The organism is Siphonobacter sp. BAB-5385 (assembly GCF_002261125.1).
In the GTDB taxonomy this organism is placed as follows: Bacteria; Bacteroidota; Bacteroidia; order Cytophagales; family Spirosomataceae; genus Siphonobacter.
Window position 1 is genome coordinate 65,640 of sequence record NZ_NMPS01000178.1, and the last position, 15,039, is coordinate 80,678.

The 15,039-nt window shown below is 49.6% G+C and carries 11 protein-coding genes; 6 read left to right on the forward strand and 5 right to left on the reverse strand.

Going from position 1 to position 15,039, the window contains the following annotated elements; translation table 11 throughout:
- Positions 1-224: 224 nt before the first annotated feature.
- Positions 225-1,658: an arylsulfatase gene (locus tag BWI93_RS17855; protein WP_094813715.1), complete on the reverse strand. Its 1,434-nt coding sequence runs from the start codon at positions 1,656-1,658 to the stop codon at positions 225-227.
- Positions 1,659-2,280: 622 nt separating this feature from the next.
- Positions 2,281-3,438 carry a Fic family protein gene (locus BWI93_RS17860; protein ID WP_369679178.1) on the reverse strand — a complete coding sequence of 386 codons (1,158 nt, stop codon included), beginning with the start codon at positions 3,436-3,438 and terminating at the stop codon, positions 2,281-2,283.
- A 294-nt stretch (positions 3,439-3,732) separates the two neighbouring features.
- Here BWI93_RS17860 and BWI93_RS17865 point away from each other — a divergent pair, with 294 nt between their 5' ends.
- The 5 genes from BWI93_RS17865 to BWI93_RS17885 all read left to right on the forward strand — a co-directional run bounded on the left by BWI93_RS17865 (position 3,733) and on the right by BWI93_RS17885 (position 11,488).
- Positions 3,733-4,851, forward strand: a complete 1,119-nt coding sequence (locus BWI93_RS17865) for an efflux RND transporter periplasmic adaptor subunit (RefSeq protein WP_217902306.1) — start codon at positions 3,733-3,735, stop codon at positions 4,849-4,851.
- 46 nt (positions 4,852-4,897) lie between these two features.
- Positions 4,898-8,038, forward strand: a complete 3,141-nt coding sequence (locus tag BWI93_RS17870) for an efflux RND transporter permease subunit (RefSeq protein ID WP_094813719.1) — start codon at positions 4,898-4,900, stop codon at positions 8,036-8,038.
- Between the two features lie 117 nt (positions 8,039-8,155).
- Entirely contained in the window at positions 8,156-9,556 is a 1,401-nt protein-coding gene (locus BWI93_RS17875) for an efflux transporter outer membrane subunit (RefSeq protein WP_094813721.1), read from the forward strand.
- A gap of 13 nt (positions 9,557-9,569) precedes the next feature.
- Positions 9,570-10,709 carry a sensor histidine kinase gene (locus BWI93_RS17880; RefSeq protein ID WP_094813723.1) on the forward strand — a complete coding sequence of 380 codons (1,140 nt, stop codon included), beginning with the start codon at positions 9,570-9,572 and terminating at the stop codon, positions 10,707-10,709.
- Positions 10,706-11,488: a LytTR family DNA-binding domain-containing protein gene (locus BWI93_RS17885; RefSeq protein ID WP_217902307.1), complete on the forward strand. Its 783-nt coding sequence runs from the start codon at positions 10,706-10,708 to the stop codon at positions 11,486-11,488. Before BWI93_RS17880 ends, BWI93_RS17885 begins: the two co-directional genes overlap by 4 nt.
- Positions 11,489-11,549: 61 nt before the next feature.
- Here the strand turns inward: BWI93_RS17885 and BWI93_RS17890 are convergent, their stop codons facing one another.
- From BWI93_RS17890 to BWI93_RS17900, 3 genes are all read right to left on the reverse strand, one after another.
- Positions 11,550-12,119 carry a hypothetical protein gene (locus BWI93_RS17890; RefSeq protein ID WP_094813724.1) on the reverse strand — a complete coding sequence of 190 codons (570 nt, stop codon included), beginning with the start codon at positions 12,117-12,119 and terminating at the stop codon, positions 11,550-11,552.
- A 219-nt stretch (positions 12,120-12,338) separates the two neighbouring features.
- Positions 12,339-12,677 carry a hypothetical protein gene (locus tag BWI93_RS17895; RefSeq protein WP_094813726.1) on the reverse strand — a complete coding sequence of 113 codons (339 nt, stop codon included), beginning with the start codon at positions 12,675-12,677 and terminating at the stop codon, positions 12,339-12,341.
- Positions 12,678-12,965: 288 nt separating this feature from the next.
- The gene (locus BWI93_RS17900) at positions 12,966-14,219 is read right to left on the reverse strand and encodes an alkaline phosphatase family protein (RefSeq protein ID WP_094813728.1); all 1,254 of its coding nucleotides are present in this window, start codon (positions 14,217-14,219) and stop codon (positions 12,966-12,968) included.
- 320 nt (positions 14,220-14,539) lie between these two features.
- Between BWI93_RS17900 and BWI93_RS17905 the strand changes: the two genes are divergently transcribed.
- Positions 14,540-14,968 (forward strand): Rrf2 family transcriptional regulator, encoded by a 429-nt coding sequence (locus BWI93_RS17905; RefSeq protein WP_094813730.1) that lies wholly within the window; start codon positions 14,540-14,542, stop codon positions 14,966-14,968.
- Positions 14,969-15,039 lie beyond the last annotated feature (71 nt).

Sequence of the window (15,039 nt, forward strand, 5' to 3'; positions counted from 1 at the left end):
GCAGTTTCATCGAGGCACCGGGGTTCAGTCACGCGGATACGTTACTAGAGTGATCTGTTTTTACTGGACTGTACCCCTACAGACAACAGACCGTTACGCAAGATTTGATACTGACTTTCCTCTCTATACGTTTTAAGACCCAACAAATTTTTTCTGGGATTTGCAGAGGTGTTTGGACAGGGATTTGTTTTAACCAGGGTGTATGCACTTCGTATAACGATACACTACTTCTCCCCCGTTCCGAAGGGAAATAAAGCCGAGGGAACATGCGACTGGTTCATCAACTGAGCCAGTTCTTTGCTTTTAGCGGGATGTTTCGAGGCCAAATTGGTAGTTTCACCCGGATCTTTCGATAAATCGTAAAGTTCAACCGGGCCATTCGGCTGACGACCCGCGTTTAATCGCACGGCTTTCCAGTTGCCCTGGCGAATGGCTTGCTTGCCATTTTGTTCGTGAAATTCCCAGTAGAGATAGTCATGTTGAGGCTGCTTGCCACGCCCCGTCAACGTCGCCGCAAACGAAAGTCCATCAATGCCTTGGGGAGCACTCGTACCCGCCAATTCACCGAACGTGGGTAACAAATCCCAGAAGGCTCCGAGGTAGGCACTCGACGAACCCGCTTTGATCGTACCGGGCCAGTAGGCCACGAACGGCTCCCGAATGCCTCCTTCGTACAGATCCCGCTTGTACCCCCTGAAAGGTCCGTTGCTATCGAAAAAATCCGGATCAGCTCCGCCTTCGATGTGGGGCCCGTTATCGCTGGTAAAAATGATGAGCGTATTCTTATCCAGTCCTTTTTCCTTGAGTTTAGCTACGATTTGCCCGACGTACCAATCCAGCCGGGCCACCATCGCCGCGAAGGTAGCGTGTGGGTAGGGCTGCGAAGTGTATCCGCCCCGGGTCGCTTCGGCACCGTAATCGTGCCCCATGTAGGGTTTTTCGGGAAACTTGCCTTTATAGTACTGTAACAGACTGTCGTCGGGAACCAGCAATTCGGCGTGGGGCAGAATGTAGGGCAGGAACAGGAAGAAGGGTTGGTCGTTGGATTGGGCTTCGACAAAGTCCAGTGCTTTGGCCTGAATCAGATCAGGAGCGTACTGCTTCGTTTGACGAAGGTTTTCATTGGCTTCCAAAACAATCTTCCGGTCATTTTCCCACAGATGGTTAGGATAGTACCGGTGAGCCAGCGTTTGACAATTATAGCCGTAGAAGGCATCAAAGCCCTGACGATTCGGGTCGCCAACGGAGCCCGTGGGTCCTAGGCCCCATTTTCCAAACGCCCCGGTTTTGTACCCCGCCTGTTGCAATACTTCGGCCACGGTCACGACCGAGTCGGCGATGGGTTCCTGTCCCTCAGGTGATACGCCCTTGTTGCCCCGGATGTACGTATGCCCCGTGTGATGGCCCGAAATGAGAGAGGACCGCGAGGGAGCACAGACGGAGGTACCGGCGTAAAACTGCGTAAATCGCATGCCTCCAGCGGCCAGCCGGTCAAGGTTGGGCGTTTTGATCTTCTTCTGCCCGTTAAATCCTACATCGCCGTAACCCAGATCATCCGCAATAATAAAGACGATGTTGGGCCGGGGAGCTTTTTGAGCCCGAACCATCGAAGCAAAGGACAGTATAAGTATAACCGTATAGCTGAACGAAAATCGCATGACAAAGGATTTTAAACTAATCTGAAAAAGACGCCAAAACGGTGGGGTACTCCCTTACTCAAGCCGTAGAGAGCACGCTGAAAGCTCGTGACAACCGTTCATTGATTCAAAAGGGAAGAAAGACCCAACAAAACCTATTAATCTACTAAATTTATAGGAAAATAAAGGCAGATAAAAAGACGAAGGCAACTTTTTTAACATGCAATGACTAAAATATCATAGATTATCCCTGACTTTCAGATTATTATATAATTTAAATTCAACATCTACTTTAGAAAGAAAGCCCCCGTTAGAAACGTTTAGTATACATCGGGCGAAGGACTTTCGGTTTAAAGTAAAATGATTGCTTCAGGATTTGGTACCACTAATCTGTACTCAGGATATGGCAGGCTTATACTCTGGCAATTTACTTTTTGCCTTCTAAACCGTTCTGGGAAATGTTTGCATTACTGTCTTGCCTCTGGTTGTTCACCCTCCTTACAAATCCTGAAATTTCCTCCTTTTTCTCAATGCTTAAGAATAGCTGTCCCACTCGAATCTGTGCTAATTCCGCGTATACTTAAAGCGGACAGAATGACTTAAAAGTGGGGGTTCATTATCCTGAAACATCCGTTACGTTTATTTATCGCTCGTTCAGCGGGGCCAGCAGGTAGGCCGTGCTCCGGCCCCCTGACTCCTCCTGAATCAGAATCCCCTGGGCCATTAAGTTTTGAATATCCCGTAAGGCGGTATCCTGCGAACATTTCGCAATCTTCGCCCATTTCGACGTGGTTAGTTTGCCATCGAAGCCATCCATAAGTTTGTTCAACAGAAGTTTTTGCCGCTCATTAAGGGACTTGGTGGTCAGCCATTCCCAATACCGGGCTTTGCTCAAAACGGTGTTGAGTACTTCGCCCGAAGCTACTACGGCTCGATCCAGACAGGCGAGAAACCAATCCAGCCATTCGGTGATGTCTACTGTTCCTTTTTGGGTTTTTTCCAGCATGTCGTAATACATCCCCCATTCTTTGCGGATTTGGGCAGACATGCTGTAAAAGCGTTGTGTACTGGTGTCGGCTCGGGAGAGTTGCAGATCGGCAATCGTTCGGGCAATCCGTCCATTGCCGTCATCAAAAGGATGGATAGTCACAAACCACAAATGAGCAATCCCGGCCTTAATCACGGGATCTATTAACTGTTCACTGTTAAACCACTCCAGAAAACGTTGCATCTCCTCCTCAAGCCGGTCAAATGCTGGAGCCTCGAAATGAACCCGTTCGCGTCCCATGGGTCCTGAAATAACCTGCATGGGACCGTCTCCTTCCGTTCGCCAATCCCCAACCGTAATCTTGTACATGCCGCTGTATCCGGTCGGAAACAAAGCGGCATGCCAGCCAAACAACCGCTCTTTGGTCAAAGGGTAATCATAGTGTTGAGTCGCATCCAGCAGCATTTCAACAACCCCTTCCACATCCCGATCTGCCCGAACCAATCCGAAGGTCTCAATTCCCAGTCGCCGGGCAATGGAGGAGCGAACCTGATCAGCTTTCAGTATTTCTCCCTCTATTTCACTCGTTTTAATAACTTCCAGGGTCATGGTTTCAAGCATTGCTTCTGTCTGGAGCGTGAATCCAAGTCCAGCCATTTTACCTAGTAGATGACCTTGTTTGTGCCGTACGGTTGCTAACGTATGAATGAGTTGCTCAGAATGCCAGTGGAAATGAGGCCAGTCCTTATTATTATAGATATACATAACAGATTCACCGCATAATATGCGGTGAATATACTCCAAATACTGCATACACCCAAATCTAATCGCCGCATATTGTGCGGCGATTAATCCACGTATTCACCGCATTTCTTTTGTCAACTTCCAGCTTACTCGTAACTAATTTGTACCTCCTGGACCTCTTCAAGCGTCAATGGAGATTATTTACTGGTAATCGGGGTCGATTTTATACCCGACGAATGAGTTGGCGTTCTTTCCGACTGGGTAAGCCGTTTGGTCGGCTGGGTAACAAAAAAGGAAGCTTACCTTTGGGTACTATCTATATTTGTTGCATTAAAAGCAATCAAAGTGAAACACTTCCCATTTTTGAAAAACAATACACTGCTGGTGGTCCTTTTCGGTACACTTCTGGCCCTGGCTGGTTGCCATTCCTCCGCGGAAAACCAAACCACGCAGGCCGCAGCCCCGCAACGACGCAGCGTACTAACCCTCCAGGAACGTTCCGTAACCCTTCATAAAGAATACCCCGCCCGCATTGAAGGCAAAGTCAACGTTGACATTCGTCCGCAGGCGGAAGGCTATCTGGAAAAGATTTACGTCGAAGAAGGAGCCTTCGTTCGGGCGGGTCAGCCGCTGTTCAAAATCGCCGATGCTCCTTACCGCGAAGCCCTGCATACGGCTCAGGCTAACCTGGGAGCCGCCCAGGCGGAACTGAAGAAAGCTACGCTGGAGGTTGAAAAATTCACCGAACTCAGTCAGAATCGGGTCACCTCCGAGTTTCAGCTGAAAACGGCCAAAGCTGCCTACGAAACGGCTAAGGCCAATGTGGCTTTACAGCAGGCTGCCGTCGCTACGGCTCAGATCAATCTGGGCTTTACCCTCGTCAAGGCTCCGGTTAGTGGCTACATTGGCCGTATTCCTAAACGCCTCGGCAATCTGGCTTCCCGCAGCGATACCGAACCCATGACGACGCTTTCGGACATCAGTCAGGTCTACGCCTACTTTTCGATGACCGAGCAGGACTTTCTTCAACTCAGTCGGAGTTCCACGCAATCGCTCAGCGAAACCCTCCAAAAGTTGCCGAACGTACAGTTGGTACTCGCCGATGGCAAGCCCTTCGAGCAGCCCGGCAAAGTACAGATGGTGGACGGAAAATTCGACACGGGCACGGGTAGTATCAGCGTTCGGGCGGCGTTCTCCAACCCCCGGTATTTGCTCCGCTCGGGTAATACGGGTCGCATTGTGCTACCCGAAACCCGGCAGAATGTTATTCTCATCCCAACACAGGGCGTGGCTGATATTCAGGACCAGTTCTATGTCTTCCGTCTGACCCAGGATAACCACGCCGAGCGGGTACCGATTGAGGTCAACGGAAAAAGTGGTGATAACTACGTGCTGGTTAAAGGTGTCAAGGTCGGCGACCGGATTATCGCCAAGGACGCCGGAATGGTAACGGAAGGCGAACAGGTCCAGCCCGTTCAGTAAATGATGTAGTGCAGCCGGTACCTTCACCGGCTTATTCTTTCCCGATATGCTTCAACAAATTATTCATAGGCCCGTACTGGCCACGGTCATCTCCATTGTACTGGTGCTGCTGGGACTTATTTCCCTGACCCAGCTGCCGGTCATGCAGTTCCCTGACATTGCCCCGCCAACCATTTACGTATCCGGTCTTTACCCCGGTGGAAACAGTGAAAGCGTGACGCGTTCGGTGATTACGCCCCTGGAAGAATCCATTAACGGCGTGGAAAACATGCAGTACATCAAGTCTACGGCGGGTAGCGATGGTTCGTTTTCCATTCAGGTCATCTTCAATCAGGGTACGAACCCCGATCAGGCAGCCGTAAACGTACAGAACCGGGTTGCTCAGGTCAACAGTCAGATTCCTGCGGAGGTAATTCGGGCGGGGATTACGACCATCAAACAGCAGAATAGTAACATCATGTTCTTTAACGTGATGAGTCAGGATTCAGCCAAGTTTAACGAGCTTTTCCTTCAGAACTACGCCAAAATTAACCTGGTACCGGCCCTCAAGCGGATCAAAGGGGTAGGAAACGTGCAAATTTTCGGGAGTAAGGACTACTCGATGCGAATCTGGCTGAATCCGCAAAAGCTGACGGTAAACAACCTCGTTCCACAGGACATTGAAACGGCCATTGCCAACAGCAGTCTGGAAGCCTCACCGGGGAAACTGGGTGAAGAATCGAAGGCTCCCCTACAGTACATTGTCAAGTACAAGGGCAAGCTCAACAAACCCGAAGAGTTTGAACACATCATTCTGAAAGCCAAACCCGACGGATCGTTGCTGCGGCTCCGGGACGTGGCCCGCATTGAGTTCGGTTCCGCTTTTTACGACAGCGATAACAAAGAAGACGGCAAACCAGCCGTTACCCTGGCCATTCAGCAGGTCAGTGGTTCCAATGCCAATGAAATTGAGATTGCCGTTCGTAAAACCCTCGATGAAAGCAGTAAACGCTTCCCTAAAGGCGTGCAGTACGACATCATTCAAAGCGTGAAAGAACGCCTCGATCAATCCATCGATCAGGTAAAGCAGACGCTGGTGGAGGCATTTATCCTCGTATTTATCGTCGTCTTTTTGTTTTTGCAGGACTGGCGGTCTACGCTGATTCCGGCGATTGCCGTACCCGTAGCCATTGTGGGTACCTTCTTCTTTTTACAGATCATCGGCTTTTCGATCAACGTACTGACGCTTTTTGCTCTGGTACTGGCCATCGGGATTGTCGTAGATGATGCCATTGTCGTGGTGGAAGCCGTTCACGCCAAAATGGAAAAAGAACATCTGGAGCCCGAACAGGCTACAGTTTCTGCCATGCAGGAAATTACGGGAGCCATTTTATCGATTACTATGGTGATGGCGGCCGTGTTCCTTCCCGTAGGCTTTATGAACGGTCCGGCGGGGATTTTTTACAAGCAGTTTGCTTTTACCCTGGCGAGTGCCATTCTGATTTCAGCCGTAAATGCTCTAACCCTGAGTCCGGCCCTGTGTGCCCTGTTTCTAAAAAATACGCACGGTCAGACACCCAAGCAGAATTTCAGTCAACGTTTTGTGACGGCCTTCAACGCGGGTTTTGACAATCTGACGTCCAAGTACATCCGCAGCATTCAGTTTCTCATTGCCCGCAAATGGGTGGGGATTACCGCTCTGGCTCTAGTCACCGGACTGGCCTTTTTCCTGATGAGCCGGGCACCCAAGGATTTCGTACCCAACGAAGACGACCGCTTCATTGTCTACTCACTTTCCTTACCGCCGGGCACTAACCTGAAATTCACAACCGCCGCTATTCGCCGCATCGATCAGGCCGTTAAGAAAATGCCGGAAGTAGAATCCGTGACGAGCGTATCTGGCTTTAACCTGTTGAGTAACAGTGCCGGTCCCGCCTACGCCGTCGGCTTCATTCGCCTGAAAGCCATCAAGGATCGTGGAGAAATTCAGGACATGAACGAGATTATCGAAGCCATGAACCAACGGCTGACGAACGTCAAGGAAGGGGATTTCAGTCTCTTCCGTTCGCCTCCGGTGGAAGGTTTTGGTAGCGTAAACGGCTCGGAACTCGTACTACAGGACAAGACTGGGGGTGAACTAAGTAGCTTTAATACCCAGGCTCAGCAAATCATTGGAGCCCTGAATCAGGACCCGGCCATTGGAGCGGCGTTCACCACTTTCCGCAGTGACTTCCCGCAGTTTGAAGTCATTGTCGATGAAGATAAAGCCTACCAGCTGGGTACTACGCCCCGCGAGGTCATGACGACGCTGCAACTCTTCTACGGGGGTGCCCAGTCGAGTGATTTCGTTCGCTTCGGAAAATTCTACCGGGTGAACGTCAAAGCCGAAGGCCAATTCCGGATGGATGAAGAATCCCTGAATCAGGTCTTTGTCAAAAATGCGAGTGGTCAGATGATCCCGATTGGCAACCTGGTTCGCTTACACAAGGTATACGGCCCCGACGTGGTCAACCGCTACAACTTGTTTAACAGCATTACCGTCAATATTCTGGCCAAGGAAGGCTACAGCAACAGTCAAAGCATGGATGCCACCGAGCGTATTCTCCAGGCGAAATTACCCGCAGGCTACGGTTACGAATGGAGCGGACTGAGCCGGGAAGAAAAAGAATCCGCGGGCCAGATGGTACTTATCTTCGGTATGTGCGTGGTATTCACCTACTTCCTGCTGGCGGCTCAGTACGAGAGCTATCTGCTGCCCCTGGCCGTTATTTTATCCATTCCGACGGGTTTGCTGGGCGTGTATCTGGCCATCGGCATGGCGGGTATTACCAATAACATTTACGTGCAGATTGGACTGATCATGCTGATTGGGTTGCTGGCTAAAAATGCGATTCTGATCGTTGAGTTTGCCCTCAAAGCCCGGCAGTCGGGGCTGGGTATTGTGGAGGCGGCCGTGGAAGGAGCCCGGCAACGTTTCCGCCCCATCTTGATGACTTCGCTGGCTTTCGTGGCCGGTTTGATACCGCTGATGTTTGCGACGGGGTCCTCCGCCGTAGGTAACCGTTCCATCAGTACCAGTGCGGCGGGAGGAATGATCACCGGAGTCCTACTGGGACTGCTGATTATTCCACTGCTGTTTGTCCTTTGCCAGTCTTTGCAGGAAAAAATAAGCCGGAAACGCTCCCGGCCCCAACCTGTACATGCGTAGAAAAGCCAGGTTAACGATAGATGAGAAGTAAACTCCGACCCGCCTCCGCTGGCCTGTGAGGCGGGTTCGGGGCTTGCTTCCGTCAACATTTCCCTTATCTAATCGATTGATTAGCACATGAAAGCCTTTTATTCCCTACTACTCGTGTTTGTTCTGCTTACCGCCTGCCGGGTGAGTAAGGATTTCAAACGCCCCGACACCCAGACGCCCCGGCAGTTTCGCAACGATCAGCCCGCCGATTCCAGTCTGGCTACGCTGCCTCACCTCCGGGATTTTTTCGCCAATCCTTTACTTCAGGCATTAATTGATACAGCCCTGACGTCTAATAACGATTTGCGAATTGCCATTAAAAATATTGAATATGCTCAGACTACGTTAAAGCAGGTGAAACTCAACTATCTGCCCGATCTGAACGCTCAATTGCAGGTGAGTCGCAACCGAACGGCCCGCAACAGCTTCGCGGGTTTGGGGAATGAAGCTTTTATTGGTACGCTAAATGTCAGTGACTTCAGTTTGAATATGGGCCTAAACTGGGAAATTGACCTTTGGGGTCGCGTAAGACGACAAAAAGAACAGGCCTTGTCGGATTTGCTTCAAAACGAAGCAATCAAACGTGGCGTACAAACGCGGCTGGTTGCCGATGTAGCCAGTGGGTTTTACAACCTGTTGATGCTGGATGAACAGCTCAAAATTGCCGTCCATAGTCAGGAGTTGAGTGACTCTACCGTACGCATTACGAACATCCAGTACCGCGTCGGGGAAGCGACGCAACTAGCCATTCAGCAAGCCAAAGCTCAACTCGAAGCCACCAAGCAACTGATTCCGCAAATCCAGCAAAGTATTATCCAACAGGAAAACGCTCTGAGCTTGCTCTGCGGCCAGTACGCCAAAGGAATTCTGCGTCAGGTGCATACCAGTTCGGAATTCACGATCAATCCGAAAGGCGGCTACGAAGTGTCGCTACTGGCCGCCCGGCCCGATATTCACGCCGCCGAATACGCCCTTCGCTCGGCCAACGCCCGGCTGGGTATTGCTCAAACAGCCCTGTATCCTCGCTTACTCATTACCGCTCAAAGTGGTCTTACTTCCTTTCAGGCTTCGAACTGGCTGAGTGTGCCGGGATCGTTTTTCTGGAATATTGCCGGAGGACTTACTCAGCCGATCTTCCAGCGTCGCCAACTGAGAACTCAGGTGGAGCAGGCTCGTATTGATCAGGAACGGGCAGCCATTACCTTTCAGCAGGCCGTACTCGCGGGTTATATGGAAGTATCGAATGCCCTGGTAGCCAACCAGAAACTCGAAGAGCAGATTCAATCAGCTACTAATCGGCGACAAGCCCTCGAAGAAGGCATTGGCTCAACGGAGCTGCTGTTTAAAAACGGCATGGCGAATTACCTGGAAATTATTACCGCCCAAAGTAATTACTTGCAGTCCCGACTGGCCGTCACTCAATTAGAACGCGAAAAAGCCAGTGCTACCATTGAGCTCTACCGGGCTTTGGGCGGTGGCTGGCGTTAATTCCAACAAGCGTATGCCTGGCACTCCTCTGCATCTGGATCGTCGTACCTACAAACGGTACATTCGACTCGCTCTGACTCCCGTGGTCATGCTGGCCATTCACGTGCTGTACTACCTCATTAATCCGGAAAGCTCGCTCTGGAATATTGGTAGTACCCTCGTCTGCAAACAGTGGGCGACGGACCTGACCATCACCTTCCTGTTTTGCTGGCTGTTGATCGAAGTAAGTATCGGTATTGCCGATGGATTGGAAGGCTGGTTCCCCTGGTCCAGCTCGCCACTCCTGCGGTTTATCGTGCAGACCGTCTGTACGCTACTGGCCAGTGTGATCATTTTGTTGATTGAGGATCAGTTATATGCCTGGATTTATCCGGAAACGCCCACGCCCAAGGAAGTACTGGAAGCCTGGCAGTTTCTCGTCGTCAATCTAATCGTAGCTCTCATGGTGAGCACCTATCATACGGGTTACTTTCTGTTGAACCGCTGGAAAACCACGCTGGAAGAAGCGGCCGAATTGAAAGTAAAGACGCTGGAACTGAAAGAAATGGCCCTGCAGGCGGAGTTACAATCGCTCAAGCTTCAACTCGATCCGCATTTTCTCTTCAATAACTTCAGTACCTTATCCGAACTGATTCTGGAAAATCCTTCCAAGGCTTCCCTCTTTCTGGATAAACTGGCCAAGGTGTACCGCTACATGATCCAGAACATGAAGCAGGATTTGGTACCCCTCAAGGATGAGATTGCTTTCGTGAAAGCGTACCAGTATCTGATTGGCATCCGGCACGGGCAACAGGTGCTGATTGAACTGGATCTTAATCCGACACTCGGTCATAAGTGGATTCCACCCATTTCCATTCAATTACTGATTGAAAATGCCATCAAGCACAACCGGGCAACCCTAGCCGAACCCTTAACCATTCGTATCGAGCAGGTTGGTAATCGCCTGTGCGTGACCAACAACATCCAGCCCTTTCCGACGCCGCTACCCTCTTCGGGTTTGGGACTGAAAAACATTAAGAATCGGTATCGCATTCTTTCCAGTCAGGTACCGGTGGTAAACGCCAATGGCCAGCACTTCTGGGTAGAACTCCCCTTATTCGATTTCCCCCACGCCCCGCAATCCAGTCTTAGCCTGAGCACTACGCACGAATGAATACGAGCCTTTTGTCCTGTTTGATTATTGAAGACGAACAAGCCAATGTGAACCGTCTGATTCGACTGCTGCAAAGCCTTCGCCCGAATCATCAGATTTTGGCGGTGTTGGGTACCGTTAGCGAAAGTGTGGCCTGGCTGAAAACGCAGCCTAAGCCTCCATTAATTTTTATGGATATCCGGCTGGCGGATGGCATTTGTTTCGACATTTTCTCGCAGGTACCCGTCAGCAGCCCCATCATTTTTACCACGGCCTACGACGAGTACCTGATGATGGCCTTTAAGGTTACCAGCATTGATTACTTGTTAAAACCCATTGACGCCGACGAACTAGCTCAGGCCCTGGATAAGTTCGATCAGCTACATCCTACCCAACCCACCACCGATCCGGCTACGCTTTACGCCGAGTTTCTGGCCTTGTATCAGAAGCAGATGAAACCATCCCGACAGCGGTTTTTGCTGCCCTACCGCGATGGCTATACCACCCTGCTGGTGGAGGATATTGAGTTCTTTTTCTCGGAAGCCAAGCTCACCTTCGCCCACACGAAAAGCGGTGGCAAAACGATGATTCCGCATACGCTCGAAGAGCTGGAAATTGATTTAAATCCGCAGCATTTCTTCCGGGCCAATCGCCAGTACATTATTCACGTAGGCAGTATCCGAAGTATTCATAACTACTTCAACGGTAAGCTTAAAGTACAAATCGGCACATACGAACCGCTGGAGATTATCATCAGTAAGGACAAGGCTCCTACGTTTAAGCATTGGCTGAATCAATGATGGTTTCTAAAATTAACGTATGGATACGTTCTGGTTTCAGACATACGTAGAACCGCCCGATTTATTTGAGTTCACCCAGGTAAAAGGCGAGGTTTAAACCGAAGAAAGAACGCTTGGCGTTTACATTCCCAAAAGCCGTTAGACCGATTCCTAAATCTTTTCCTCCCGTAATAAATCGAATTTCGGTGGGCAAGCCAATGGTTGTATAGTCCAGGCTTTCGTACACATTGTTTCCATAGGTTAATGGATCGGAAAGGTAGTATTTATACGCCCCCCGATCAGTACCCCATACCGCACCCACACCCGCCGAAAAACGAAACTTTCCTACTTTGTAGCCGTAGAGTAAACCTACATCCGCCACATCAATCAGAGGAGTTACGCTTTCCTTTTCGAAAATCCCCAGATTATACGAACAGCGAAGGGTAAGGAGCGTTGGTTTGTTTTTAAACTCGTAAGCAACGGCCCCCGTTAGATTGGCCAACTTGGTTTGTCCTACGGCACCTCCACCGGCTAAGGATAACCAAAACCCGTCCCGGGACGGACGTACCCGAGAGGGGTCCTGTGCATACGTTTTTCCACTAAAAGCCGTAACGAAGAAAAGAAGCAGTACGTAAAAAGTAAATTTAATCATTGGATGGGTTGGTGAAAGGAATCGTATTAGTGAATGAATTTTAAAAGGTACACCCAATTTTACCCGTGAGGTAACCTTTCTGCTGCATGCCTAACAGGCCCACGGAGGCGAGTATACGGCTTTTACCCGCAAGTCGATAGCCAGCACCTAGGCCCGTCTCTAACAAAAAGGTAGCCGTACCCCCTTCGTACTGATTCCAGAAATGAGAATAGCCGGGATTCAGGTAAAAATACGGTGTGAAACGTTTAGTAGAAAGGTCTGCCCGCAGGTCGCAAAAGCCATCATACCATTGATTCCAGCGATTCGGGCGTAACTAAGTCCCAGGCCCGTGTGAACCATTTCTTTAAAAACCCAGCCGTTTACGGAAGTCACGCGAAATCCGTTCGCTTCTGAGGGCAGGTAGTATCCTTTCCAGTCTGGACCGGGATCTACTGTACGACCGCGGATTAAATAGTTAAATTTTTCTACGAACAGACTGGATTCAAATCGGGACGTACGCTGTGCGTATGACAGGGAAGAAAACAGTACCATTACTATGCTCGTATAAAGCCATTTCATAGAGGGGAAGGTTGGTTCTAAATTAAAATAGAAAGACAGGTTAATTTATTTTTTAAAGTAAGCTTAATCCCGTTTTAAAAATAATGGTAAAAGAGTTATTTATTTTTTTAAAGCGTAAAAATATTAGATTGTATTGCTGCTACAAAATCAATTTCGCTGGCAATCTCCATTATTCTTAGGCGGATTCTTTTAAAAAATAATTACCTATTCATTCACTACTAATAGCGAAGAGCCGCATTAGTTAGATAGACTAACCGATGCGGCTCTTCGCTTACTAGTGCCGTTCCTTTACCGTTCCACTACCCAACGATTCACAGTGTTATACGTTCCTTCGAGTACGACTTTATAGAAACCTTCGGGTAGTTTAGATACGTCCAGTGTCGCTTTTTCAGCCGTTACGGGGACTTGCTCCATCAACAGATAGCGGTCATGGCCGCCTTTTTCAAAGTCGTTGGTTAGGGCCAGCCAGATCTTTACCTCGCCCGTTTTGTCAACCGCCTGCCAGGTAAGCTTGATCTGCTTGTCTTCTTTGGCAATGGTGGGGTGATTGATCGAAAGTTTACCGGTCAGCGGTACGCCGTCGAGTTCAAAGGCCCGTTCTTTTGGAAAATTGATTCCCAGGTGCCGACCAATCGTTGGGGTGATGTCCACAATGGCGGGGTACGCCTGCGTCTTCGCCGACTGGCGGAAGTAATCGTTCAAGCCGCTGGCGTTGGTTACGATCCAGGTACTGCGTTCAGCATCCGACTGGCGACCATGATCTTTTCCCATGGGTTCGCTTCTCCCGTGATCGGTGGTGATAAAAAGCTGCCATTTTTCACCGAGTTTCTCCCGTTCCTGAATGGCTTTCCACAATCGCCCCATTTGATCATCCATCAGCGTAACGGCTTTGGTAAAAGCCTCACTATTCCCGTATCGGTGGCCCATGTCGTCGGTGTATTCCAGATAAACCCAGGATAAATCCGGAGCGTTGGTACGGATGTAGGCCGCCGCCTCATCGACAACTTTTTCATCAATGCGGCGAATGTACTCGGATTTGTTATCGTGCGGGAAATGCAGCGTATCCAGTTCAAAACCATCGAAGAAGTAATCCATTTCCAGGTAATTGGTCTGGTCTAAACCCGTACCAATCAGCTTGGTACGATTATCGAGCCAGGTGGAAAAAATGGCGGCTTTCTTCTGGGGATAGGTTTCCTTAAAGAAGCGAAAGATCGTCCAGTAGTTATAATTCGGTTCCCGGATGCTGTTATCCCAGACGTTATGCTTGTTGACCCAGGTACTCGTCAGTAAGCTATTATAACCCACCGCCGAGATGGTGGGGGTTTGTGAATACGACTGTTTCTGCCCCCCTACGTACGCTTTGCTCATACCGCCGACTTTGGCAATGGCATCCAGATGAGGCGTCGAGATTTTTTTGAGTTGTTCGTAAGAAATGCCATCGACAATTACGAATACGGCCTTGTGTGCCCCCGGCTGAGCGTAACTGGTCCGGACGCTGGCCAACAAAAGCATCGCATACGCAAAATAACGTGTAAAGCTCATGGTACGTGAAAAATAGACTTGATCCCGTAAAACGTTTAACAATCCTGAATGATCCAAGCAGTTCGCTCAAGCCTCCCCTTGTCCAGGGAGTGCGAATGCGTTTTTGTCCCACCTACCAGGGTTTGACGGCGTGAATCTAGGTTCATTCGGAGCCTCAAGTACCGTTTTCTCTAAACTTTTACAAAATCATAACACACGTCCGAGCGGAATGGAAAGCCCGCTAGGCGTTGGCTAGCGAGAAAATCAGGCAAAAAATAAATAAAAGATATTTTTGTCTTTTATTTAAAACCGCGTACGTTTGTCCCAAGTTTAACACGCCGATGTTTTCAAAAACCTGCGAATACGCCATCCGGGCCCTGCTTTACATTGCTCAGCAATCGGACGCTGGGCACAAAGTCGGTTTCCGGCAGATTGCTCAGGCAATTGATGCTCCCGAGCCCTTTCTGGCTAAAATCCTTCAGGATTTGACTCGCAAAGGCTTACTGCAATCGGCGAAAGGCCCAAATGGCGGGTTTTTCGTGGCGGCGATGGATATTTCACTGGCTGCCGTCGTACGGGCCATTGATGGTGACAAACTTTTTAGCGGCTGTGGTTTGGGCCTACCTAATTGCTCGGAAACCAACCCCTGCCCCATCCATCAGCAATTTAAAAGCGTACGGGCTCAGATTCAGAAAATGTTGCAATCGTCTACCATCGGTGATTTCAATGACCTGATTGCCCAGGGTCTGGTTCGGTTAAAAAGTGCCTGATCCTTTTTTTTATCTCAATAAAAGACTAAAAGGTCTTTTACTATTTAATTCAACACTGTTTCTCCTAGATG